23 protein-coding genes are annotated in these 21,005 nt (G+C 68.3%); 15 read left to right on the plus strand and 8 right to left on the minus strand.

The window, feature by feature from the left end; all coding sequences use genetic code 11:
- Window positions 1-60 precede the first annotated feature (60 nt).
- From QFZ83_RS04985 to QFZ83_RS05000, 4 genes are read left to right on the plus strand one after another with little or no spacing between them, the layout of a single operon-like run.
- Window positions 61-1,074 (plus strand): ABC transporter substrate-binding protein, encoded by a 1,014-nt coding sequence (locus QFZ83_RS04985; RefSeq protein WP_307503327.1) that lies wholly within the window; start codon window positions 61-63, stop codon window positions 1,072-1,074.
- A 37-nt stretch (window positions 1,075-1,111) separates the two neighbouring features.
- Window positions 1,112-2,230 (plus strand): LLM class flavin-dependent oxidoreductase, encoded by a 1,119-nt coding sequence (locus QFZ83_RS04990; RefSeq protein WP_307503329.1) that lies wholly within the window; start codon window positions 1,112-1,114, stop codon window positions 2,228-2,230.
- A 3-nt stretch (window positions 2,231-2,233) separates the two neighbouring features.
- Window positions 2,234-3,058 carry a class II aldolase/adducin family protein gene (locus QFZ83_RS04995; RefSeq protein WP_307503332.1) on the plus strand — a complete coding sequence of 275 codons (825 nt, stop codon included), beginning with the start codon at window positions 2,234-2,236 and terminating at the stop codon, window positions 3,056-3,058.
- 23 nt (window positions 3,059-3,081) lie between these two features.
- The gene (locus tag QFZ83_RS05000; protein ID WP_307503335.1) at window positions 3,082-4,056 is read left to right on the plus strand and encodes an ABC transporter substrate-binding protein; all 975 of its coding nucleotides are present in this window, start codon (window positions 3,082-3,084) and stop codon (window positions 4,054-4,056) included.
- Here QFZ83_RS05000 and QFZ83_RS05005 read toward each other — a convergent pair.
- Entirely contained in the window at window positions 4,053-5,129 is a 1,077-nt protein-coding gene (locus tag QFZ83_RS05005; RefSeq protein WP_307503338.1) for an AraC family transcriptional regulator, read from the minus strand. The genes QFZ83_RS05000 and QFZ83_RS05005 overlap by 4 nt on opposite strands.
- A 209-nt stretch (window positions 5,130-5,338) precedes the next feature.
- Between QFZ83_RS05005 and QFZ83_RS05010 the strand changes: the two genes are divergently transcribed.
- Window positions 5,339-5,800 (plus strand): response regulator transcription factor, encoded by a 462-nt coding sequence (locus QFZ83_RS05010; RefSeq protein ID WP_307503341.1) that lies wholly within the window; start codon window positions 5,339-5,341, stop codon window positions 5,798-5,800.
- Between the two features lie 18 nt (window positions 5,801-5,818).
- Here QFZ83_RS05010 and QFZ83_RS05015 read toward each other — a convergent pair whose 3' ends face one another.
- Window positions 5,819-7,294: a PLP-dependent aminotransferase family protein gene (locus tag QFZ83_RS05015; RefSeq protein WP_307503344.1), complete on the minus strand. Its 1,476-nt coding sequence runs from the start codon at window positions 7,292-7,294 to the stop codon at window positions 5,819-5,821.
- Between the two features lie 127 nt (window positions 7,295-7,421).
- Here QFZ83_RS05015 and QFZ83_RS05020 point away from each other — a divergent pair, with 127 nt between their 5' ends.
- Together QFZ83_RS05020 and QFZ83_RS05025 are read left to right on the plus strand one after the other, a co-directional pair.
- Complete coding sequence (locus QFZ83_RS05020; RefSeq protein ID WP_307503346.1) at window positions 7,422-8,141, plus strand: GNAT family N-acetyltransferase; 720 nt, start codon at window positions 7,422-7,424, stop codon at window positions 8,139-8,141.
- A gap of 165 nt (window positions 8,142-8,306) precedes the next feature.
- Window positions 8,307-9,884: a M20/M25/M40 family metallo-hydrolase gene (locus QFZ83_RS05025; RefSeq protein WP_307503348.1), complete on the plus strand. Its 1,578-nt coding sequence runs from the start codon at window positions 8,307-8,309 to the stop codon at window positions 9,882-9,884.
- 20 nt (window positions 9,885-9,904) lie between these two features.
- Here the strand turns inward: QFZ83_RS05025 and QFZ83_RS05030 are convergent, their stop codons facing one another.
- Window positions 9,905-10,756, minus strand: coding sequence for a symmetrical bis(5'-nucleosyl)-tetraphosphatase (locus QFZ83_RS05030; RefSeq protein ID WP_307503351.1), 852 nt, complete (start codon window positions 10,754-10,756; stop codon window positions 9,905-9,907).
- A gap of 23 nt (window positions 10,757-10,779) precedes the next feature.
- On the opposite strand from QFZ83_RS05030, the gene QFZ83_RS05035 reads away from it, so the two are divergent.
- The 5 genes from QFZ83_RS05035 to QFZ83_RS05055 are packed head-to-tail and all read left to right on the plus strand — an operon-like array spanning window position 10,780 to window position 15,862.
- Window positions 10,780-12,090 (plus strand): hemolysin family protein, encoded by a 1,311-nt coding sequence (locus tag QFZ83_RS05035; RefSeq protein WP_307503353.1) that lies wholly within the window; start codon window positions 10,780-10,782, stop codon window positions 12,088-12,090.
- A gap of 20 nt (window positions 12,091-12,110) precedes the next feature.
- Window positions 12,111-13,088, plus strand: coding sequence for a lipopolysaccharide kinase InaA family protein (locus QFZ83_RS05040; protein WP_307503356.1), 978 nt, complete (start codon window positions 12,111-12,113; stop codon window positions 13,086-13,088).
- A gap of 26 nt (window positions 13,089-13,114) precedes the next feature.
- Window positions 13,115-14,083: a VWA domain-containing protein gene (locus QFZ83_RS05045; RefSeq protein WP_307503358.1), complete on the plus strand. Its 969-nt coding sequence runs from the start codon at window positions 13,115-13,117 to the stop codon at window positions 14,081-14,083.
- 7 nt (window positions 14,084-14,090) lie between these two features.
- A complete protein-coding gene (locus QFZ83_RS05050; protein ID WP_307503361.1) occupies window positions 14,091-15,440 on the plus strand; it encodes an adenylosuccinate synthetase in 1,350 nt (449 codons plus the stop codon).
- Window positions 15,437-15,862 (plus strand): hypothetical protein, encoded by a 426-nt coding sequence (locus QFZ83_RS05055; protein WP_307503365.1) that lies wholly within the window; start codon window positions 15,437-15,439, stop codon window positions 15,860-15,862. Before QFZ83_RS05050 ends, QFZ83_RS05055 begins: the two co-directional genes overlap by 4 nt.
- Before the next feature lie 31 nt (window positions 15,863-15,893).
- Here the strand turns inward: QFZ83_RS05055 and QFZ83_RS05060 are convergent, their stop codons facing one another.
- Complete coding sequence (locus tag QFZ83_RS05060) at window positions 15,894-16,820, minus strand: protein NO VEIN domain-containing protein (RefSeq protein ID WP_307503368.1); 927 nt, start codon at window positions 16,818-16,820, stop codon at window positions 15,894-15,896.
- A gap of 157 nt (window positions 16,821-16,977) precedes the next feature.
- On the opposite strand from QFZ83_RS05060, the gene QFZ83_RS05065 reads away from it, so the two are divergent.
- Entirely contained in the window at window positions 16,978-17,415 is a 438-nt protein-coding gene (locus tag QFZ83_RS05065; protein WP_307503371.1) for an ester cyclase, read from the plus strand.
- Window positions 17,416-17,451: 36 nt separating this feature from the next.
- On the opposite strand, the gene QFZ83_RS05070 is transcribed toward QFZ83_RS05065, so the two are convergent.
- The 4 genes from QFZ83_RS05070 to QFZ83_RS05085 all read right to left on the minus strand — a co-directional run bounded on the left by QFZ83_RS05070 (window position 17,452) and on the right by QFZ83_RS05085 (window position 19,250).
- Window positions 17,452-17,895 carry a GFA family protein gene (locus QFZ83_RS05070; protein WP_307503374.1) on the minus strand — a complete coding sequence of 148 codons (444 nt, stop codon included), beginning with the start codon at window positions 17,893-17,895 and terminating at the stop codon, window positions 17,452-17,454.
- 300 nt (window positions 17,896-18,195) lie between these two features.
- Window positions 18,196-18,579 (minus strand): DUF4259 domain-containing protein, encoded by a 384-nt coding sequence (locus tag QFZ83_RS05075; protein ID WP_306880609.1) that lies wholly within the window; start codon window positions 18,577-18,579, stop codon window positions 18,196-18,198.
- Between the two features lie 45 nt (window positions 18,580-18,624).
- Entirely contained in the window at window positions 18,625-18,930 is a 306-nt protein-coding gene (locus QFZ83_RS05080; RefSeq protein ID WP_307503377.1) for a hypothetical protein, read from the minus strand.
- A 50-nt stretch (window positions 18,931-18,980) separates the two neighbouring features.
- Window positions 18,981-19,250, minus strand: coding sequence for a helix-turn-helix transcriptional regulator (locus tag QFZ83_RS05085; RefSeq protein WP_307503380.1), 270 nt, complete (start codon window positions 19,248-19,250; stop codon window positions 18,981-18,983).
- 110 nt (window positions 19,251-19,360) lie between these two features.
- Between QFZ83_RS05085 and QFZ83_RS05090 the strand changes: the two genes are divergently transcribed.
- Together QFZ83_RS05090 and QFZ83_RS05095 are read left to right on the plus strand one after the other, a co-directional pair.
- On the plus strand, window positions 19,361-19,921 hold the full coding sequence (locus QFZ83_RS05090; RefSeq protein WP_307503383.1) for a hypothetical protein: 561 nt from the start codon (window positions 19,361-19,363) through the stop codon (window positions 19,919-19,921).
- 23 nt (window positions 19,922-19,944) lie between these two features.
- Window positions 19,945-20,982: a PQQ-binding-like beta-propeller repeat protein gene (locus QFZ83_RS05095; protein ID WP_307503385.1), complete on the plus strand. Its 1,038-nt coding sequence runs from the start codon at window positions 19,945-19,947 to the stop codon at window positions 20,980-20,982.
- Window positions 20,983-21,005: the final 23 nt, after the last annotated feature.

Here is a 21,005-nt window from a genome sequence, read left to right on the forward strand (position 1 = left end):
GTACGGTCTCGCTTCTCTCCTGCGGCTCCCGTGGGCAGGGAAGAAGAAAGACCGCAACGCATGACACCCGATTTCCCCCTCGATCGCCGTAGCCTGCTGCAGGCCGCCGCCGCATGGGGTGCAGCAGCCGCCGCTGGCCTGGGGGCGCAAGTGGCCCAGGCCGCAACGCCATCGCGCGACCTCTCGGGCGTGACCTTGCGCGTCGGCACCTACAAGGGCCTGTGGCGTCCGCTGCTGCAGGCATCGGGCCAGGCCAACACGCCCTACAAGATCGACTGGCGCGAGCTCAACAACGGCGTGCTGCACATCGAGGCCATCAACGGCGATGCGCTCGACCTGGGCTCGGGCAGTGAGATCCCGCCGGTATTCGCGGCGCGCCAGAAGTCCAGCGTGCGGCTCGTCGCCGTGACGCACGAAGACCTCAACAACCAGGCCACGCTCGCGCGCAAGGACGCGCCGATCCGCACCATCGCCGACTTCAAGGGCAAGCGCGTGGGCTACGTGCGCGCCACCACCTCGCACTACTACCTGTCCAAGCAACTGGCCGAGGCGGGGCTCTCGTTCAGCGACATCCAGGCCGTGAGCCTCACGCCCTCGGACGGCCTCTCGGCCTTCGCACGCGGCGACCTCGATGCCTGGGCGATCTACGGCTACAACGGGCAGATCGCGCGCACCCAGTACGGCGCGCGGGTCATCAAGACCGGCGTGGGTTATCTCTCGGGCAACTTCCCCATTTACGCCAACCCGCGCGCGCTCGACGACACGCTGCGCCGCGCGGCTTTGAGCGACCTGCTGCAGCGTCTGCAGCGTTCGTTCGCGTGGATCAACGGCAACTACCTGGCCTATGCGCGCGCGCAGTCGGCCGAGACGCGTGTGCCGGTCGGCGACATCGTCGAGCTCTTCAACGGCCGCAGCGGCGACTACAGCCTCGGCCCGGTCAGCGACGCGGTGGTGCGCAGCCACCAGGACGTGGCCGACACCTTTTTGAAGATCGGCGTGCTCGATGGTCCCGCCGACGTGAAGCCCCTGTGGGACCGCAGCTTCGAAAGCGTGCTGCGCCTGCCCGCCGCCTGAAATTCCCCAACACCTCGACAACAACACAAGGACTCCCATGAGCCAGAACACCCAGAGCGACGTTGAATTCATCGGCATGATCCAGGGCCAGAAGGTCTCGGAGATCCACCCCGCCAAGGGCCCGGCTATCGACAGCGACTACGTGCGCGCATTCGCACAGGCGCACGAGAACGCCGGCTTCGACCGCGTGCTGGTGCCGCACCATTCGACCGGCCCCGACGCCACGCTGACCGTGGCCTACGCCGCCTCGGTCACCGAGCGCATCCACTTCATGCTCGCGCACCGCCCAGGCTTTGTGGCGCCCACGCTTGCGGCGCGGCAGTTCGCCTCGCTCGACCAGTTCAGCGGCGGCCGGCTCGGTGTGCACTACATCTCGGGTGGCTCCGACGAAGAGCAGCGCCGCGACGGCGACTGGCTCGACCATGACCAGCGCTACGCCCGCACCGACGAATACCTGGACGTGCTGCACAAGGTGTGGACCGCCGACAAGCCCTTCGACCACGAAGGCGCGCACTACCACTACCAGAACGCTTTCTCCGAAGTGAAGCCGCTGCAGACGCGCAACGGCAAGCCGCATGTGCCGGTGTATTTCGGCGGTGCCTCGGAAGCTGCGATTCCGGTCGCGGGCAAGTACGCCGACGTGTATGCGCTCTGGGGCGAATCGCTCGATCAGGCGCGCGAGCTCACGACGCGCGTGCGCGCCGAGGCTGCGAAGCACGGGCGCAGCGTGCGCTTTTCGGTGTCGTTCCGCCCGATCCTCGCGGAGACCGAAGAGGCCGCATGGGCGCGTGCCGAAAACATCCTGGCCGAGACCAAGCGACTGCGCGTGGTGCAGGGCTACAACCGCGGCGGCCCGCAGCAAAGCGAAGGCGCCAAGCGCCTGCTCGCCGCGGCCGACAAGGGCCCGCGCGTCGACAAGCGCCTCTGGACGGCCGTCGCGCAGGAAATCGGCGGCCGCTCCAACAGCACCGCGCTGGTCGGCACGCCCGAGCAGGTGGCCGATGCGCTGCTCGACTACTACGACCTGGGCGTGACCACCTTCCTGATCCGTGGCTTCGATCCGCTGGAAGACGCGACCGACTACGGCCGCGAGCTGATTCCGCGCACGCGCGAACTCGTCGCGCAGCGCGCTCAATCGCAACGCAAGGTGGCCTGAGCGATGAGCGCCGTTCTTTCCATCGACCGCAGCGCGGCCCAGCCGCTGAAGCTCAACCCGAACCCGCAGCAGAAGTACTGGTTCGACCCGGTCCCGCCGCGCACCAGCGTGCAGGCCGAGCGCCGCCACCGGCAGGAGCGCCTCGCAGGCGCGTTCCGCCTGTTCGCGCGCTTCGGCTTCGCGCAGGGGCTGGCCGGCCACATCACCGCGCGCGACCCCGAGCTCACCGACCACTTCTGGGTCAACCCGCTGGGCATCCACTTCTCGCGCATCAAGGTGTCCGACCTGCTGCTCGTCAACGCGAAGGGCGAAACCGTGATCGGCGACAAGCCGCTCAACAAGGCCGCCTTCGCGATCCACGCCGCGATCCACGAGCACAACCCGAAGATCGTCGCCGCCGCCCACACGCACTCGACCTACGGCAAGGCCTGGTCCACGCTCGGCCGCAAGCTCGATACGATCACGCAGGACAGCTGCGTGTTCCACGAAGACGTGGCGCTGTTCGACGACTTCACCGGCATGGTGGTCGACACCAGCGAAGGCGACCGCATCGCCGAGGCGCTGGGCGACAGGAAGGGCGCGATCCTCAAGAACCACGGCATCCTGACCGCGGGCCCGACGGTGGAGGCCGCCGCGTGGTGGTACATCGCGCTGGACAACGCCTGCCACACCCAACTCCTCGCCGAAGCGGCCGGCAAGCCGCAGCCCATCGACGAGGAAACCGCGCGCCACACGCACAGCCAGATCGGCGGCCCGGAGGGGGCGATCCATTCCTTCGACAGCCTCTATGAAGGGCTGGTCGAGGCCGAGCCCGAGTTGCTGCTTTGAAGCCCGATCGCACACGGAAACCCATGGACCCGCGCCTCGACCCATCCCGCCGCAAGCTCCTCACCCAAGGCATTGCCGCCGTCACCGCCGCCGCCTTACCCGCCTTCTCGCTGCCTGCCCGCGCACAGCAGGGCCGCCCGGTGCTCAAGGCCGGCGACCAGAAGGGCGGGCTGCGCGCGCTGCTCGAAGCGGCCAACGGGCTCGAAGGGTTGACCTACGACATCCAGTGGTCAGAGTTCCCCGCCGCGGCGCCGCTGGCCGAAGCGCTGAACGCGGCGGCGGTCGATTCGGGCCCGATCGGCGATGCGCCTCTGATCTTCGCGCTGGCAGCGGGCACGCGCGTCAAGGCCATCGGCGCGAACCGGTCGGACTCCTACGGCACGGCAGTGCTGGTGCGCCCCGATTCGACGCTCAAGACCGCGGCCGACCTCAAGGGCAAGAGCATCGCGACCAACCGGGGCTCCATCGGCCACTACGTGACGCTCAAGGCCATCACCGCGGCGGGCCTGAAACCCGAAGACGTGAACATCCGCTTCCTCGCGCCGGCCGACGCCAAGCTGGCGCTCACGCAGGGCTCGGTCGATGCCTGGGCCACCTGGGAGCCCTACACCGCGCTGGCCGAGGTGAGCAAGCACGCGCGCGTGCTCGTGAGCGGGCGCGGCCTGCTGCCGGGGTTGAGCTACCTTGCCGCGACAGATTCAGCCATCGCGGCCAAGCGGCCGGTGCTGCAGGACTTCCTGCAGCGCGTGGTGAAGGCGCAGCTCTGGTCGTACCGCAATGTCGATGCCTACTCGGCCGCGCTGGCCCGCATCATCGGCATTCCGCCCGAGGCGGCGAAGCTGCAGTTCGAGCGGCGCCAGCAGAAGTGGGTGGCCATCGATGCGCAGGTGGTCGCCGACCAGCAGGGCACGGCGGATTTCTACCGGCAGGTGGGGCTCATCAAGCAGCCGCTCAATGTGAAGGGCACCTTCGACACCGGCTTCGGCGTTGCGGCTTAGGCGGACGGCACCTGCGGCATCTGCCAGGGGTCCGGGCGCTCGAGGCGGTACGTCTGCGACAGCGCGCGGAACTCCTGCGGCGCCATGCCGTGGGCCCGGCGAAAGGCGCGGGTGAAGTCCGACGCGCTCTTGAAGCCGACCGCATAGGCCACGTCCGTCACCATCATGTGCGGGTAGCGGGCGAGCTCGTCGGCCGCCTGGCGCAGCCGCAGGTGGCGGATGTAGGCGCCCAGACCGCCTTCGTGCTGGAACATGCGGTAGATGGTCGGGCGCGACACATGCAGGGCGCTGACCACGCCTTCGGGCGTCAGCTCGGCGCGGTGCAGGTTGGCCTGGATGTAGCGCCGCACCCGGCCGAACAGCGCCGCCCGCGCCGCCGAGCGTGCATTGCCGCTCAGGCCGGCCTGCTTGCCGAAGGCGGCGACCACCAGATGCGCGGCGTTGCGCACGGCGCTGTCGGCCGCGGCGGCGGTCATGCCGCCGATGTTGGCGCCCAGCGCCGCCGCGTGTTCGAGCGCCAGCCGCGTGAGCGGGGTCGCGTCCTGGATCGTGCGGCCGTGGATGGCTTCGGGGTCGGGCAAGGTCTGCTGCACCAGCGAGGCCGGCACGAAGAAGGTGAGCACCCGGCAACTGCTGCGCCGCATGCGCACCGGCTGGTTCATGTCCAGCGCGAGGATCTTGGTGGTGGCGCTGGAAGAGGGTGTTTTGTGGCGCGGCGTGGAGGCGCGCAGTGCGACGTCATCGACGCCGCCCTCGGAGAACACGTGGAAGACGTAGTCGCGCACGTTGTCGGTCGAAATGCGCGCCAGCGAGCGCTCGAGCAGCATCGCGTCGGAGCGGCAGTCGGTGAAGAGGAGGCCATCGACCTTGTAGCGGTCGATCTCCGCGCTGAAAGGCTTCCCGATGTCCGCCTTCGAAGGCAGCACGTCGATCACGTGGCCCACCCGCTCCCGCCAGGCCAGCAGTTGCCGGTGCGCCGGCTCGCCATGCACGCTGAAATGGCTGCGCGCCACGATGCCTTGCGCGGGAAGGGCGGGGGCCTGGAGGTCGCCTCGGCGGGCGCGGGAGTTCATGGGTGAGGAGAAATTCGCGAGGTGCGACCGCTGCGATTGCGCGATCGCGGCACCCAATGAATGGAAAAAACCGTTAAATAAGGCGCAAATTCGAATGAATTCTCTCAATAACTGAGACGGACGGTCAAGTCCGCCGGAGCGGCTCCACGACTCTTGCCTTCGAGCGGCCGCATGGCCGAACGAACCTGATTTCTTGAGCGAGTACCGAAATGTCCACAGGAAAAGCCGATCCCGCCGCAGCCACCGCCGCAGCCGGTACCTTCGGTCATCTCTTCAACGAGGCCAGCGAGGACGAACTGGCCGCCCTGATGTTTTCCATGGAGCGCAGCCATTCGCCCGGCGCCTCGCGCATCGCGCGCCACATGCTGGCGTTGATCGCGGCGGCCGCGAAATCCCGGCCTTCTTCGGCCATCGCAACGAAGCCGCGCCCGGGCGCCGCGCCGCCGGCGGCGAACGTTTCGCTGTCTCCGCGAGAACTGCAGGTGCTGCAACTGGTGTCGCAGGGCCTGAGCAACCGCCGGATCGCCGAGGCGCTCAGCCGGTCGGCCAACACCATCGACACGCAGATCAAGAGCATCTACCGCAAGCTGGACGTCAATTCGCGGACCCGGGCGGTGCGCGCGGCGATGGAGCAGGGCTTGCTGAGCTGGGACGGCAGCCGGCCGCAGTAGCCCGGCGCCCAAAGCGCTTCAGGCGCCGATGCGTTCCGCAGCCCGCGCCAGTTGCGACAGCCGCTTGATCAGCGGCTCGAAAAGCTCCGCCGACGTGTTGCCGTAGCCCAGCACCAGCCCGTTGTCCGAGGGCAGCGGCTGCAGCGCGAAGCTCGACAGGGCCACGGGCGCGAGCTGGTGGCGCAGCGCCTCGGCGGCAATGCGGCGGTCGTCGAAGCGGGGCGGCAGGCGCACGGTGAGGTGCAGCCCGCAGTAGCCGCCGTCGATCTCGTGCGGCACTTTCAGGTGCCGGGTCAGCGCGAGCCGCAGCGCCTGCTGCCGGTCGCGGTACAGCCGCCGCATGCGGCCCAGGTGCCGGCCGAACTGGCCGCTCTCGATGAAGTCGGCCATCGCCAACTGCTCGTGGCGGTGCCCGCCGCGCAGCATTTCCTCGAGCGGCGCCTGCACGCTGGCCAGGAGCGCTTCGGGCAGCACCAGGAAACCCAGCCGCAGCGAGGGGAACATCGTCTTGCTGAAGGTGCCGATGTAGAGCACGGGCGCGTCGGGCACCAGTCCCTGCATCGCGCCGATCGGCTCGCCGGTGTGGCGGAACTCGCTGTCGTAGTCGTCCTCGATGATCCAGGCACCGTGCCGGCGGGCCTCGGCGATCAGCGCGAGCCGGCGCGCGATGCTCAGCACCGCACCGGCCGGGTACTGGTGCGAAGGCGTCGTGTAGACGAGGCGGGGCGGGTGCTTCTGCCAGTCTTCCGCACTTGCGTTGAGGCCTTCCGCATCGACGCGGATCGGCACCATGTGCATGTCGCCCGCGCGCATGGCCGCCTTTGCGCCGCGGTAGCCCGGGTCTTCGATCCAGCCGGTTTCGCCGGGGTTCGAAAGCAGCCGCACGCACAGCGAGATGGCTTCCTGCGCGCCCTCGGCGATGACGACCTGCCGCGGCTCGCAGCGCACGCCGCGCGCAATCGCCAGGTGGCGCGCGATCGCCGCGCGAAGCCGGGGCTCGCCCAGCGGATCACCATAGCCGAGCGTGGCCGGGCTCGCGGTGCGGATGGCGCGGTCGAGCGCGCGCCGCCAGGCGGTCGCGGGAAAGTGCGACAGCGCGGGCACGCCGGGGCGAAAGGTGGCATCCGGCTCGGTGAAGGCGGTGCGCGGCTGGATGCTCGCGAGGCGGTGCGCGGTGGTTGGCGAGCCCGGGGGCTTGGTTGTCGTCGTGGTCGCCGCCGGAGACGACAGCTCGGTCACCCGCGTGCCCTGGCGGTCGGGCTGCACGTAGCCCTCGGCGGCCAGGTGCTCGTAGGCGGCAGTGACGGTGTTGCGCGAGATCGCGAGCGCCTCGGCCAGCGCGCGCGAGCCGGGCAGGCGGCTGCCCGGGGCGAGGCGGCCATCGAGGATGGCGCGCTTCAGGCGCTCGTGCAGCTGGCGCTGCATCGAGTCCGCGTCACGGTCCCGCGCAAGCGGGGACTCGAGCAATGCGGCGAGATCTGGCGGATTGGGCATAAGGCGATGGATCGGAGCGTGGCACCACGAAATGAATACCTCGTGGCACTTCTCGTGGAGCCACGGCGGGCGTACTTTACCGTTCTCCGGCATCGCCGCTCTTCGCTCCTGAAAGACTCTTCATCCCATGCCAGCCCGCCACAACGAATTCGGCCAATCCCTCGGCCCCCTCATGCCCGAATGGAGCGCCCGCCCGCTGCCGCCGCGCGCGCCCGTCGAAGGCCGCTACTGCACGCTCGAGCCGGTGAACGCCGCCAAGCACGCCGACGACCTGCACGCCGCCTACGCGCAGGCCCCCGACGCCCGCGACTGGACCTACCTGGGCGCCGAGCGGCCCGCCGACCTGAATGCCATGCGCGCCCACATCGAGCGCCTTTCGCAAACCACCGACCCGCTGCACTTCGCCGTCATCGACAGGCAGAGCGGCCGGGCTGTCGGCACGCTGTCGCTGATGCGCATCGACGCCGCCAACGGCGTGATCGAGGTCGGCCATGTCAATTTTTCGCCGCTGCTGAAGCACACGCCGATGTCGACCGAAGCCCAGTACCTGCTGATGAAGCTCGTCTTCGAGGGGCTGGGCTACCGGCGCTACGAATGGAAGTGCGACAACTTCAACGAGCCGTCCAAGCGCGCGGCAGGCCGCCTGGGCTTCCAGGCCGAGGGCCTGTTCCGGCAGTACAGCATCTACAAGGGCCGCAGCCGCGACGCGGCGTGGTTCGCGATCCTCGACAGCGAATGGCCCGTTCTGCGCAAGGCGTTCGAGCGCTGGCTCGCGGCGGAGAACTTCGATGCGGAGGGCAGGCAGCGCATGGCGCTGGACAAGTTCCGGCTGCCGCGCGCGGATTGAGGGGAGGGCGGGGCGGCGCCGGGCTCGCGCGGCCTTGGGGCAGCAGGCGCGGGAAATGCTAGATGGTTCAGGAAACTAACGATTGTTGAAAGCCCGGCAGCTTTCTATGCTGGGCGGACGCCTGCATTCTTTCGCTCTCCTGTTCTGTCTTCCCCCTTGCCACCCATGCCCATCGATTTCGCATCCACCCCTTCGCCTCGTCAAAACCGTCATCAGCGCCGCCTGTTCGCGCTCGTTCCCGCCGCCTTCCTGCTCTTCGGCCACGGCCTCGCGCAGGCCGCCGAACTCTCTCCGGCCCTCGCCGAGCGCCATGCACAGGCCACTTACCGCGAGTACTTCGAACTGCTGGCCCTGCCCAACGACGCCACCGTGCCGGAGGACATCCGCAAGAACGTCGACTGGCTCGAGCAGGCCTTCCGCAAGCGCGGCTTCACGACGAAGCAGTTGCCCAACAACGGCAAGCCCATGCTCTACGCCGAGTTCCCGGGGAGCGACCCTGCGCGCAGGACGGTGCTCTTCTACATGCACCTGGACGGCCAGCCGGTGATTCCCGCGCAGTGGGCGCAAAAGAGCCCGTGGACGCCGGTGCTCAAGCGCAAGACGGACAAGGGCGACTGGGAAGAGATCGATTCCGCCCCGCTCTTCAGCGGCCCGCTCGACCCCGAGTGGCGCGTGTTCGGCCGGGCCTCGGCAGACGACAAGGGGCCGATCATGATGATGCTGGCGGCCATCGATGCGTTAAAGGCCGGCGGCGGGCAGCCGGCGGTCAACGTCAAGGTGATCCTCGACAGCGAAGAGGAAAAGGGCTCGCCGTCGATCAGCCAGGTCATGCAGGCGCACCGCGAACTGCTGCGCAGCGACGCCATCGTGATCCACGACGGCCCGATGCATGCGACCAACCGGCCCACGCTGGTGTTCGGCAACCGCGGCGCGGCCGATGCGCGGCTCACCGTGTACGGCGCCAAGGTGCCGCTGCACAGCGGGCACTACGGCAACTACGCGCCCAACCCGGCGCAGCGCCTCGCCAGCCTGCTGGCCTCGATGAAGGACGACACCGGCCGCGTAACCGTTCCGGGCTACTACGACCGCGTGAAGATCGGCGAGGCCGACCGCAAGATCATGGCCGCCGTGCCGGACGACGAGGCCGCGCTCAAGCGCCGCCTGGGCATCGCGCAGACCGACAAGGTCGGCGCCAACTACCAGGAGGCAATGCAGTACCCCTCGCTGAACGTGCGCGGCATGGCCTCGGCGGCCGTGGGCGACAAGGTCGCGAACATCGTCCCCGACAAGGCCGAGGCCGAGATGGACCTGCGCACCACGCCCGATTCCGACGCGCCGTACCTCGGCAAGCTGATCGAGGCGCACATCGCCAAGCAGGGCTACCACCTCGTGAAAGGCTCGCCGACGGATGAGGAGCGCGCCCGCTACGACAAGATCGCGAGCTTCAGCTACCGCAGCGAGGGCGCCGACGCGGCGGGCTCGCCGATCAATTCACCGATCGGGCAGTGGGCCTACACGGCCTTGACCGACACCTTCGGCACCAAGCCCGAGCCGGTGCGCATCCGCATGATGGGCGGCACCGTGCCGACGGCGGAAATCGTGCGCGTGCTGCAGGTGCCCTTCGCGATCATTCCGCTGGTGAACGCCGACAACAACCAGCACGCGGCCAACGAGAACCTGCGCATGGGCAACTACGTGACCGGCGTGCAGACGGTGTACGCGCTGATGACGCACGGGTTCTGAGCGCGCGGCGCGCTTGCTCGTCAGGCTTGCTTGCCGGGCTTCTGCGCCGCTTCGCACTTCACCTGGATCAGCTCGCGCTCCTCGATCGTCGCGCCGATGCGAACGGCGCTGAGGCATCCGCCCCAGACGCAGCCGGTGTCGGTCGAGAGCAGGTCGGGCCGCGAGAGCCAGCCGAGCGTGGACCAGTGGCCGAAGGCGACGGTGGCTGCCGCGGTCTTGCGGCCCGGCACGTCGAACCACGGCAGGAGGCCTTCGGGCGCGGGGATCGCGCCGTCCTTGGTTTCGAAGTCCATCACGCCCTCGGGCGTGCAGTAGCGAAGGCGCGTGAGCGCGTTGACGATCACGCGCAGGCGCGCGCTGCCGCTGAGGGTGTCGCTCCATTGCGCCGGCTCGTCGCCGTACATGGTGAGCAGGAAGTCGCCGAGCGCCGGGCCGCGCAGCACCGATTCGACCTCTGACGCCAGCGCGAGCGTGTCGCCGACCGTCCACTGCGGCAGCACGCCGGCGTGCACCATCAGCAGGTCGCCGCCACCGATCTGCATGTGCAGCGCCATGTGCTGGTGGCGGACCCAGTCGAGCATCGCCTCGCTGTCGGACGCGGCCAGGAGGTCGGCCAGCGTGTCCTTGCGGCCGGCCTTGCGCGCGCCGTGCGCCACGCCCAAGAGGTGCAGGTCGTGGTTGCCCAGGAGGCTCCGTGCCGAGGCGCCGTAGCCCTGCACGCGGCGCAGCACGGCGGCCGAATCGGGGCCCCGGTTGACCAGGTCGCCGAGCAGAACGAGGGTGTCGCGGCTGGGGGAGAAATCGATCTCCGCGAGCAGCCGCCCGAGGGCAGGGTCGCAGCCCTGCACGTCGCCGATACAGTAAAGTGACATTCCCTCATTCTCTCCCCCTGTTCATGGATGTCTTCCTGCTGGCCTTGCTGACCACCCTCAACGCGGTGTTCGCAATGTCCGAAATGGCCCTTTCAACCAGCCGGCGCGCACGCCTCGCAGCCCTGGCCGAAACGGGGGACACCGGCGCGGCCGCCGCGCTGAAACTGATGGAGGCGCCCACCCAGTTCCTCTCGACCGTGCAGATCGGCATTACCTCGATCGGCATGCTGAGCGGCATCGTCGGCGAGGCCGCCTTCGCTGCGCCGCTGGCGGTGTGGATGGAAAGTGTGGGCATGGGCGCGGGCACCGCCAGCATCGCCTCCACCGCGGTGGTGGTGACCTGCATCACCTTCTTCACCATCATCTTCGGCGAGCTGGTGCCCAAGCGCATCGGCCAGCTCTACCCCGAGCCGGTGGCGCGCTGGGTGTCGCGCCCGATGCGGGGCCTCGCCAAGGGCGCGAAGCCCTTCGTATGGCTGCTGGCCGGCGCCACGGCCACCATGCTCAAGGTGCTGCGCATCGATGCCAATGCGGCACGCTCGGTGACTGAAGAAGAAATCTCGGCCAGCCTCGAAGAAGGCGTCGATGCCGGCGTGATCGAGCAGCACGAGCACCAGATGGTGCGCAACGTGTTCCACCTGGATGACCGTCGCCTGTCGTCGCTGATGATCCCGCGCGCCGACATCGAATGGCTCGACGCTTCCAACACCGTGTCGCAGGCGCTGCAGAAGGTGGCGGATGCGGCTGCGCTCAACCTCGTGCACTCCTGGTATCCCGTCTGCCGCAACTCGCTGGACGACGTGGTCGGCGTGATCAGCGTGGCGCACCTGCTGCGCCTGGGTTCGGCCCACAAGGGCGTGCTCGGCCAGGAGGCCACGCCGGCCGTGTTCGTGCCCGAGACGCTCACCGGCATGGAGCTGCTCGAGCAGTTCCGCGCCCGCGCCGGCCGGCTGGTGTTCGTGGTCGACGAATACGGCGTGGTGCAGGGCCTCATGACCCCGCGCGATCTGCTCGAAGCCATCACCGGCGAGCTGCAGCCCGGCATGCAGACCGACGCCTGGGCGCGCGAGCGGCCCGATGGCGTGTGGGAGCTCGACGGCCTCATGCCCGTGTCGGAACTGCGTGCGCGCCTGGGCATCCGCGAACTGCCCGAAGAAGACCGCGGCCGCTACAACACGGTGGCCGGCTTGCTGATGTCGGTGTCGGGCCGTCTGCCCGCGGTGAGCGAGCGCATCGAATGCGCGGGATGGATCTTCGAGATCGTCGCGCTCGAAGGCCGCCGCATCGACCGCGTGCTGGCCTCGCCCGATCCCGCGGCGCCGCGCGAAGAATAAGCAACAGGCATCGCACGGCCATGCTGTCGCTGCTCGCACTGAGCTGCCCGCAATGCTCCGCGCCGCTGCCCCGCGCCGCACGCTGGCGCACCGTCAACTGCAGCTACTGCGGCGCGACCATCACGCGCGGCGAGGAAACGGTGGAGCGCGAGAGCTTCCGCGCGGCCTTGCGGCGAGCCAATGCCGACGTTGCAGGCGGACGCATCGTGCAATGGCGCGGCGCGCGCTACCGCGTGCTGGCGCCGCTGGGCTTCGGCGAGCACAGCGAAGTGCTGTTCGCCGAGCGGCTCGGTGCGGTGCCTGAGCGCGTCACGCTGAAGCTGGCGCGCGAAACGTCCGACAACGATGTGCTGCTGCGCGAAGGCGCGGTGCTGCAGGCGCTGCAAGCCCTGTCCGTTCCGGGCGCCGCCTACTTCACGCGCCGGCTGCCGCAGCCGTTGGGCACGGGCATCGCCGAAGGCCTCGGCGACGGCAAGCGCCAGGCCCTGGTGCTGCGCCATCCGACCGGTTTCTGGGGCAGCCTGCAGGACGTGCAGCAGGCCAACCCGCAAGGCATCGACCCGCGCCACGCCGTCTGGATCTGGCGCCGCATGCTCGAGGTGCTGGCCTTCGTGCATGGCGCCGGCTGGACGCATCGCGATCTTTCGCCCGCGCATGCGCTGGTGCATCCGCGCGACCATGGCGCGCTGCTCATTGGCTGGTCGCAGGCGCGGCAAGCCTCGGGTTCGGCGCATGCCGCCGCTGCGGCGCGCGACCTCGCACAAACCGCGTGGACCGTGCGCGCAGTGCTGCACGGCGGCGCGGCGGGCGATCCTGGCTTCGGCGCACACACACCCGCGCCACTGGCCGCACTGCTGCGCCAGTGCAGCGAAGACACCGCCTTCTGCGAACGCCTCGGCGCGCAGGGCATCGAGCAGGCCCTGTCGGCCGCATCGCGCGAATCCTTCGGCGCGCCGCAGTTCGTTCACTTCGATCCCGCGCCGCGCCTCGGCGGCTGACTGACCGACATTCCAAGGAGCACCCCATGGGTTACGGAAACTATTCGCACGCCGCCCACACGGCGCTGATCGCCGACCGCGCCGCCAAGCCCGGCGCCGAGGTGTTCACGCAAACGGCCACGCATGCGCTGATGAACCCGCACGGCCTCAAGGTGCGCGAATCGCGCGACAACGCCGACCATCCCAACTCGCTCGGCATCGTGTTCGCGCTCGACGTCACCGGCTCGATGGGCGACATCCCGCAGACTCTTGCGCGCCGCGAGCTGCCCACCTTCATGAAGCTCTTGACCGACTGCGGGGTGGCCGACCCCCAGCTCATGTTCATGGCCATCGGCGACGCCACCTCAGACCGTGCGCCGCTGCAGGTCGGCCAGTTCGAATCGACCGCCAACCTCATGGACCAGTGGCTCACCTGGAGCTACCTCGAAGGCGGCGGTGGCGGCAGCGGCGAAGAGAGCTACGAACTCGCCTTCTACGTGATGGCGCAGCACACCGACATGGACTGCTGGGTCAAACGCAAGAAGCGCGGCTACCTGTTCGTGACCGGCGACGAGCTGCCGTACCCCGCCGTCTCGCGCCACCAGATCGAGGGCCTCATCGGCGAGAAGCTCGACGAGGACATCCCCATCGAGGAAGTCATCGCCGCCGCGGCCGAGACCACGAACCTGTTCTTCCTGATTCCCGACGCCCAGCGCCGCCGCCGCTGCGAGCCGCGCTGGCGCGAGCTGCTCGGCGATCACGTCATCTGCATGGACTCGCCCGACGACGCCTGCGCCGTGGCCGCCGGCATCGTCGCGCTCACCGAGAAGGCCGTGCCCAACCTCGACGGCCTCGCCAGGGTGATGGGCGCGACCGGCATGGCCAAAGAGCGCGTGGGTGGCGTGCTGCACGCGCTCGATGCGTATGCGGCGCTGCTCGACCCGACTGCGCCGCGCCGCGCGCCGCCGGCCACGAGCGCGCCACGGTCGTCGTGGTGGAAGCGGCTCTTCGGCTGAAGGCTGCGTGAGCATCACCGCCGCGGCCACGCGCTACGTCTCGCTGCTGGGCCTGGGTTTCGGGGACTGCGGCAAGGGCCTCTTCACCGATCACCTGTGCGGCGCATGGCAGGCGCACACGGTGGTGCGCTTCAACGGCGGCGCGCAGGCCGGCCACAACGTGGTGCTGACCGATGGGCGGCACCACACCTTCTCGCAGTTCGGCGCCGGCAGTTTTCATGCGGGCGTGGCGACGGTGCTCGCGAGCCCGGTGGTGGTGCATCCGACGGCACTGCGTGTCGAGGAAGAGGCGCTGCGCCGCGTGGGCGTGACCGATGCGTTCGCGCGCTTGCGGATCGACGCGCGCTGCCGTGTGACCACACCATTCCATCAGGCTGCCGGCCGGCTCCGCGAGTGGGCGAGGGGAGCGGCGGCGCATGGCACGTGCGGTGTGGGTGTCGGCGAGACGGTGCGGCAGGCGCTGGCTGCGCCCGGCGATGCGCTGCGCTACGGCGACCTCGTGCATCGCGCGCGCACGCTCGAAAAGCTGGAGGCTTCGCGCATGGCGCTGCGCCGCGAGTTCGCGGACATGGCGCCATCGCACCCCGAGGCCGCGCAGGAGCTGGCATTGCTGGCCGACGCCTCGCTCGCCCAGCGCTGGCTCGATGCCGCCGCGCCATGCGTTCGCCTGTCGCCGCCTGCAAGCGCCGACGCCATCGGTGCAAGGCTCGCGCGTCCCGGCACCGTGCTGTTCGAAGGCGCACAGGGTGTGCTGCTCGACGAATGGCGCGGCTTTCATCCGCACACCACATGGAGCACCATCTCGGCCGCCGCTGTCGAAGCCGTGCTGCATGACGCGGGGATCGATGCGCCCGTGCAGCACCTGGGCGTGCTGCGCAGCTATCTCACGCGCCACGGTCCTGGCCCGCTGCCCACGCACGATCGCGCACTCGACGCGCGATTCGCCGAGCCGCACAACGCCGACGAAGGCTGGCAAGGCGCGTTCCGACGCGGCCACCCCGACGCGGTGCTGCTGCGCTATGCGCTCGCGGCGGCCGGACGGCTCGACGGTTTGGTGGTGAGCCACCTCGACGCCATCGACGGCGCGGACCTGCGTTGGTGTACCGGCTACCGCACCGCCGATGGCGCCAACGTCGCGTCACTGCCGTTCAGCGACGAACCGGATCTCGAGCATCAGCACGCGTTGACCCAACTGCTGCAGGGCGCGCAACCCCTCTACGAACCGCAACCTATCGGCACCGCGCAAGCGTGGGTGGAGCGCGCCGAAGCCCTCAGCGGTCTGCCTGTGCGCTTCGGTGCCTTCGGCCCGACGCGCGACACCGTGCGTGCGCGCGAGCACATCCGAAAGACCGTGTGACGCCCAACATCTTCCTGATCGTCGGCGCAGCGCTCAGCGCCGTTGCCGCGCTGCTGCACATCTGCGTCATCTTCGGCGGGCCTGCGTGGTATCGCTTCTTCGGGGCCGGCGAGCGCATGGCCAGGGGCGCGGAAGCGGGGCACTGGTATCCGCCCATCGTCACGCTGCTGATCGCCGGCGTGCTGGGCGTGTGGGCCGCGTACGCGCTCTCCGGTGCAGGCGTGTTGCAGCCGCTGCCGTTGCTGGCATTCGTGCTGCCCGCCATCACCTCGGTCTACCTGCTGCGGGGGCTCGTTGCCGTGGCGCTGGTCGTGTTCGACCGGCGGCGGCTGAGCGCCTTCTGGGTGTGGAGCTCGGCCATCTGCTTCGCGTTGGGCCTCGTCCATCTGATCGGGCTCGTTCAGGTCTGGGAGGCGCTCTGAACGACGTCGGCTCGCAGGCCGACGGACTCTCTTACCCCTGCGCTTCGAACCCAGGCGCCTGGCTCATCTCCGAAGGCTTGTAGATCTTGTGCTGCGCGATCGCAGTGCCCGCGTCGGAAACCACCAGCAGCCGCCAGAGCGGCTCGCGCACCGAGCAGGCCTGTTCCTCGCTCGTGAGCTGGAACTTGGGCGAGCCCGTGGCGGTGCCCTTCACCACGACGCGCAGGAGCGTCGCGCCCTTCGCATTCGACACCTCGATGCTGTAGCCGATGTTCTTGCCGGTCAGGTCTTCGGCGTTGTAGCCGTAGCCCTTGAAGTGGCGCATGACGTAGTCCATGGCGGCGGCCTGGACTTCTTCGCGCGAAACCGGCGCGGGCGGGGCGGCGACTTCCGGCTCGGCCTCGGCCACGACCGGCACGCTGCCGCGCGCCGCGGCGGCCTTCACTTCCGCCTCGTCGGGCGTCCAGCCGCGCGGGCCGCGGACCAGCACCGCGAGCTGCTGCTCGGGCTCCCAGCTGGCGACGTGCCATTCGGCATCGTCGCGCACGCGCGTGGAGACCTTCGCGGCCTTGTTGCTTTCCAGTTCGGCGATGGCGACCCGGTTGGTCTGCAGCACCGCCCGGAAGCCCTGGCCTGCGTCGAAGGTGCGCTTGAGCAGTGCGAGGCGGTCCTTGGCGCGCTGGACCTGGAAGGCGGTGCGCGTGCCGCCGCCGGCGCGAAGCTGCGTGTCGAGCGATTCGAGGCAGAACCAGCGCCCGCCGCTGCCGACGCTCACGTATTCCGCCCAGATGGTGGCGATGACGTTGTCGCCGGTCGCCAGCCAGGCCTGGTCGAACGGCTTTTCCCGAGCGTCGAACACCCCCATCTTGGCGACGATCTCGACCGGCGTGAGCCGGGGTCCTGAGAGTCGCATCTCATCGATGACGGTGAGTACGTGGGGGTCGACTTCCTTGTCCATGCGGGGTGGGTTCGTGGCGTGTTTGGGGGGTGGGAGTATGCCGCATCGGGTGCGACCGATGCCGCGTGGCAGGCCGTCGCACTTGTCGCGGCGGCCGCAATGGGCCATTCTTTTGCCATGCCGGGCGTCCGTTCGGCGTTCGGAAAAAGGAATTGCCATGACCGGGGCCGACCTGCCCACCCTCTACCGAAGCTATATCGCCTGCCTCAACGCGCGCGACTGGGCGAATCTCGACAGGTTCGTTCACGCGGAGGCGCACTACAACGGCCGGCGCATCGGCCTCGCCGGCTATCGCGCGATGCTGGAGAAGGACTGCGAAGAGATCCCCGATCTGCACTTCGACATCCGCTTGCTCGTCTGCGATCCACCCCGCATCGCCAGTCGGCTGCAGTTCGATTGCACCCCGAAGGGGACTTTTCTCGGGCTGCCGGTGAACGGCCGGAAGGTCTCGTTCGCCGAGAACGTGTTCTATGAGTTCCGGGACGAAAGGATCGCAAGCGTCTGGTCCGTCATCGACAAGGCGGCCATCGAGGCTCAACTCGTCGGCGACAGCAGCAACAGCGCGGCACCGGAACAAGCAAGGCAATCCCCATGAAGATGTCCGCCTGAAGGCGCCGACCGCGCGGCGACCTCACATCGGCGGCATCCTGTCGAACTTCGGCAATGCCGGGTCCAGGAAATCCCATGCGTGACCGCGCACGCCGTATGTGATTGCCTGCGGTCGGTAGCGGCCAGGGTCATCGAGGCTCGCGGCATGCACGGTGAACACCTCGGGCATCGCGGCGAAGGTCAGGTACACGGGGGATCCGCAGTGCGGACAGAACGCACGGGTCTTCAAGTTGCCGCTGTCGCCGACCATGTCCCACAGCGTCGCTTCGCCGCTGTGCTTCACGCCGGCGCGGGGAAAGGTGAGGTACGAGCCATGGCCGGTGCCGCTCTTGCGCTGGCAGTCGCGACACTGGCAATCGTTCTGGAAGACCGGCTTGCCCGAGATCTCGTAGCGGATCGCGCCGCATGCGCAACCGCCGGTGTAGGGCTGGTCGATCTCTGCTGTTTTTTCGATGATGTCGGTCATGGGCGCTCCGTTCCGTTGGTTCCAAAAAATCCACGCATGCCGCATGGCGTGATGACCAATCTATTCGAGGGAGCGAATCGCGAGGGAGTAACAAGATCGTCGCGAATCACCGTGTCGGGCCGCGCGTTGGTGCGCGGTCTCGACGAGGTTTCCGCTGGATATCATCGCGCTCCAAAACAACGGAGCGGATTCATGGGGAACAAGTCTTCGCCATCGTGTTGCTGGCGTTCGGGGCTTACAAGCTGTTCAAGCGCTAGGCCTCATCAGCGGCGCTGCCGCTGAGACATTGCGCTTTGCCATTTATCGAAGCCGGGCCTGAATGCTCCTCAGATTCGAGAGCCACGCGAGATAGTCTTCATCGTCTTCGCCCAGCTCCGCCCACGTATCGTGCCCATCCGCTTCGGGGTCGTCGATGATGGCCTGGATCGCATCGATGGCGGCTTGCTTGAGTGAGGCCGGCGGCGCGGCCTTTCCGGTGCACCATGCGACGACATCCGGATGGACGTCGCCGCAGTCTTTTCCGCTGAGTACCGCGAGCACGGCGCCGGCTGCAACGACGCTCTCCGTCGAGCCCGAGGTCAATGTCTCCTCGATGAACGGCAGTGCGCCGGGCGCTTCCTGCAACTGGCCAAACCAATCCAGCGCATCGTCATTGCCAAAGCTTTCCCCAGACCATGTGCCCATTGCCGAACTCCTGTGCTTGTGTGTGAGAGGGTGCGTGCAGCATAGCTAGAAAACGAACTCGACCTCGCGATCCGTTGCCGCAATGCTTTGAACCGCGGTGTCCGGGGCCACGACGAAGAGCGGTCCCCGCGCAGGCAGCTCACCGGGGCTGAAAACAATGGCCACCTCCTTGCCCGCGATGCGGCAGTGCAGCGCCGTATGGGTCGATGAGTACTGCAGAAAGCGTGAGGCCACGACGGCGTTCACCAGGCTTTCGAGGCTGCATCGCTCGGGCAGCTCGAAGGTTCGCGCCAGCGGCCCCATCTGGTCGTCCTGTGCGCAACACGCTTGCCGATGGACTTCGATCTTCATGTGGCTTCTCCGTTGCGAGGGCTTGTGCCCGCATGGCGCGCGTGGTCGGTTCAGGAGGCCGGCTGATCGTCGTCCGCAAGCTGCAGTTTCGTCGCGATGCCATAGAGCGCCAGCATGCCCAGCACGTGTCCGATGGCGACGCCCGGCTCGCCCGATTCGATGCGCGCAATGGTCTGGACATGCACGCCCAGCCGCGCCGCGGCGGCCGACTGGCCTTCACCGGCGCGCGTGCGTGCCAGCTTGGCCTGAGCCCCCATGTGCTTGATCGCCTGGAGGGCGTTGCTGTCGATGTCTGCCGAGATGCGTTTGCCTTGAGCCATGGCGGGATTGTCGCTGCACGATCCCGCCGTGGCTCCAGCCGAGCGCGCGAAACCTGGCGTCAGAATAGCCACCGTCAGTCAGTCAGTCAGGTGACATGGAAGGATTCGGCATGGCGGTGATTGCAAAGGATCTGCGGATGGCGGCGTTGCAGGGGCTTGGCCTGTCCGAACCCCTGATGCGGCTGGCGGCGGGCGAGTGCATCCACGATGCGTTCAGAGGGCGTTGCCTGGGGCCTCCGTTCCATGTCTACCACCGCGCCGGTGTACCCACCGGGCCGCCATTGATTCCACTGTGGGACAGCGGCGACATGGTCTTCGGCGTGTGGGAAAAGGCCGATGCCCTCGAGTTCATCGAATTCAGCATCGAGACCCCCGAAGAATTCGGGCTCGTCGCGAAAACCGAGCAAGGGTTCTGGGCTGCGCGCTTCGACTTCCTGTACGAATGCGATTTGCCCGATGAGGATCTTCAAAGCGCCGCGGCTTCGGTGGGCTTCCGATTTCTGACTCGGCAACTGGCGTCGAGGGAAGAAGCCGGGGAACGGCTCGATACCTTCCAGGGCCATTGGGCATGGCTGCAAGAACTGGTCGCGGAAATCGATCGGGATGTGGGCCAACACCAGGAGAATCCATCCGGCTTCCGCCGCGCGCTGCATCCGTCGGCGCTTTCCTGAACGCAGACCGCGAGAACGTGCGCATGAAATTGAACTGGTCATATCGCTTGCCCAAAGAGCGACAGGTCGGGGCCAGAGTCCCCGTCGCAAGCGCCGAAGCGGTGCTCGTTGCCTTTCACTATGACAAGGCGGATTTTTACGAAAGCGCGCTCGTCGCACTCGATCGGACGACCGGCGAGGAACGCTGGCGCACCACCATTCCCCATGTGATCACCGAGCCCGTGACGACACCGGATGGCGCCGCGTACGTCAGCAGCTTTTCCGGCACGGTCCACGCTTTTGGCAGCAACGGAGAGAAGCTGTGGGACGGACGATGCGGAGACCGCAACATGGGCAAGCCCTGCCTCGTCGGCAACGATCGGCTCGTGGTTGCGGAAGCCGGGGGCGGTGCGTCCAGGACGTGGTGCCTCGATGTGCGAACGGGCGCGGTCGTCTGGGCCTTCGAGAACCAGGGACACAGCTACGCCCTCGCGGCGAGCAACGGCCGCCTTGTTCATGCGACGGTGCTTGCAAAGGGCGCGGGGGTCCGCCTCCATTGCGTGGAGATGTCGAGCGGGCGCTCGCTTTGGGCCGTCGAAAGCGCGGAGTGGATCTTTCATCCGGTCGTGCAAGACCAGACGGTCCTGATCGGCGCCCGCGGATCGCTGCGCGCCTATGCGTTGCAGACCGGCGAGTTGCTGGCAAGGCTGGACCTGCAAGACCAGGAGGCCATCGATGGGCAGATGCTGGTCTCGGACGATCGCGTTTATTTCGGCACGGATGCGGGACGCGTTCGCTGCGCGGTGATGCAGAACAAGCGATCCTTCTTCAAGACCCGGCTCTCGCTCGAGAGCGCGTGGCAGGCCGCATGCGAAGGCGGCATCCGCGGTCGGCCGGTCATGGCGGGCAATGCGCTGGCAGTTCTCGCGCAAGAGGAGGGAATCGTCTTTCTGGAGGCGTCCACCGGGCAACGGCTTTCGGTGCTCAAGATGCCCAAGGGGGACGGCGGCGGTCTGCTGTATGACCGCGAGTGGCTCCATGCATCGGTGGGGCGGGAGGTGCGGGCCTTTGGTCCTGGATAGATCGATGGAGCGGTCAGGGCAGA

This window comes from Variovorax sp. W1I1 (genome assembly GCF_030815625.1).
Taxonomy (GTDB): domain Bacteria; phylum Pseudomonadota; class Gammaproteobacteria; order Burkholderiales; family Burkholderiaceae_C; genus Variovorax; species Variovorax paradoxus_C.

Coding starts and splice junctions, on each gene's coding strand:
- QFZ83_RS04985 (WP_307503327.1), top strand. CDS start 61: ATGACACCCGATTTCCCCCTCGATCGCCGTAGCCTGCTGCAGGCCGCC.
- QFZ83_RS04990 (WP_307503329.1), top strand. CDS start 1,112: ATGAGCCAGAACACCCAGAGCGACGTTGAATTCATCGGCATGATCCAG.
- QFZ83_RS04995 (WP_307503332.1), top strand. CDS start 2,234: ATGAGCGCCGTTCTTTCCATCGACCGCAGCGCGGCCCAGCCGCTGAAG.
- QFZ83_RS05000 (WP_307503335.1), top strand. CDS start 3,082: ATGGACCCGCGCCTCGACCCATCCCGCCGCAAGCTCCTCACCCAAGGC.
- QFZ83_RS05005 (WP_307503338.1), bottom strand. CDS start 5,129: ATGAACTCCCGCGCCCGCCGAGGCGACCTCCAGGCCCCCGCCCTTCCC.
- QFZ83_RS05010 (WP_307503341.1), top strand. CDS start 5,339: ATGTCCACAGGAAAAGCCGATCCCGCCGCAGCCACCGCCGCAGCCGGT.
- QFZ83_RS05015 (WP_307503344.1), bottom strand. CDS start 7,294: ATGCCCAATCCGCCAGATCTCGCCGCATTGCTCGAGTCCCCGCTTGCG.
- QFZ83_RS05020 (WP_307503346.1), top strand. CDS start 7,422: ATGCCAGCCCGCCACAACGAATTCGGCCAATCCCTCGGCCCCCTCATG.
- QFZ83_RS05025 (WP_307503348.1), top strand. CDS start 8,307: ATGCCCATCGATTTCGCATCCACCCCTTCGCCTCGTCAAAACCGTCAT.
- QFZ83_RS05030 (WP_307503351.1), bottom strand. CDS start 10,756: ATGTCACTTTACTGTATCGGCGACGTGCAGGGCTGCGACCCTGCCCTC.
- QFZ83_RS05035 (WP_307503353.1), top strand. CDS start 10,780: ATGGATGTCTTCCTGCTGGCCTTGCTGACCACCCTCAACGCGGTGTTC.
- QFZ83_RS05040 (WP_307503356.1), top strand. CDS start 12,111: ATGCTGTCGCTGCTCGCACTGAGCTGCCCGCAATGCTCCGCGCCGCTG.
- QFZ83_RS05045 (WP_307503358.1), top strand. CDS start 13,115: ATGGGTTACGGAAACTATTCGCACGCCGCCCACACGGCGCTGATCGCC.
- QFZ83_RS05060 (WP_307503368.1), bottom strand. CDS start 16,820: ATGGACAAGGAAGTCGACCCCCACGTACTCACCGTCATCGATGAGATG.
- QFZ83_RS05065 (WP_307503371.1), top strand. CDS start 16,978: ATGACCGGGGCCGACCTGCCCACCCTCTACCGAAGCTATATCGCCTGC.
- QFZ83_RS05070 (WP_307503374.1), bottom strand. CDS start 17,895: ATGACCGACATCATCGAAAAAACAGCAGAGATCGACCAGCCCTACACC.
- QFZ83_RS05075 (WP_306880609.1), bottom strand. CDS start 18,579: ATGGGCACATGGTCTGGGGAAAGCTTTGGCAATGACGATGCGCTGGAT.
- QFZ83_RS05080 (WP_307503377.1), bottom strand. CDS start 18,930: ATGAAGATCGAAGTCCATCGGCAAGCGTGTTGCGCACAGGACGACCAG.
- QFZ83_RS05085 (WP_307503380.1), bottom strand. CDS start 19,250: ATGGCTCAAGGCAAACGCATCTCGGCAGACATCGACAGCAACGCCCTC.
- QFZ83_RS05090 (WP_307503383.1), top strand. CDS start 19,361: ATGGCGGTGATTGCAAAGGATCTGCGGATGGCGGCGTTGCAGGGGCTT.
- QFZ83_RS05095 (WP_307503385.1), top strand. CDS start 19,945: ATGAAATTGAACTGGTCATATCGCTTGCCCAAAGAGCGACAGGTCGGG.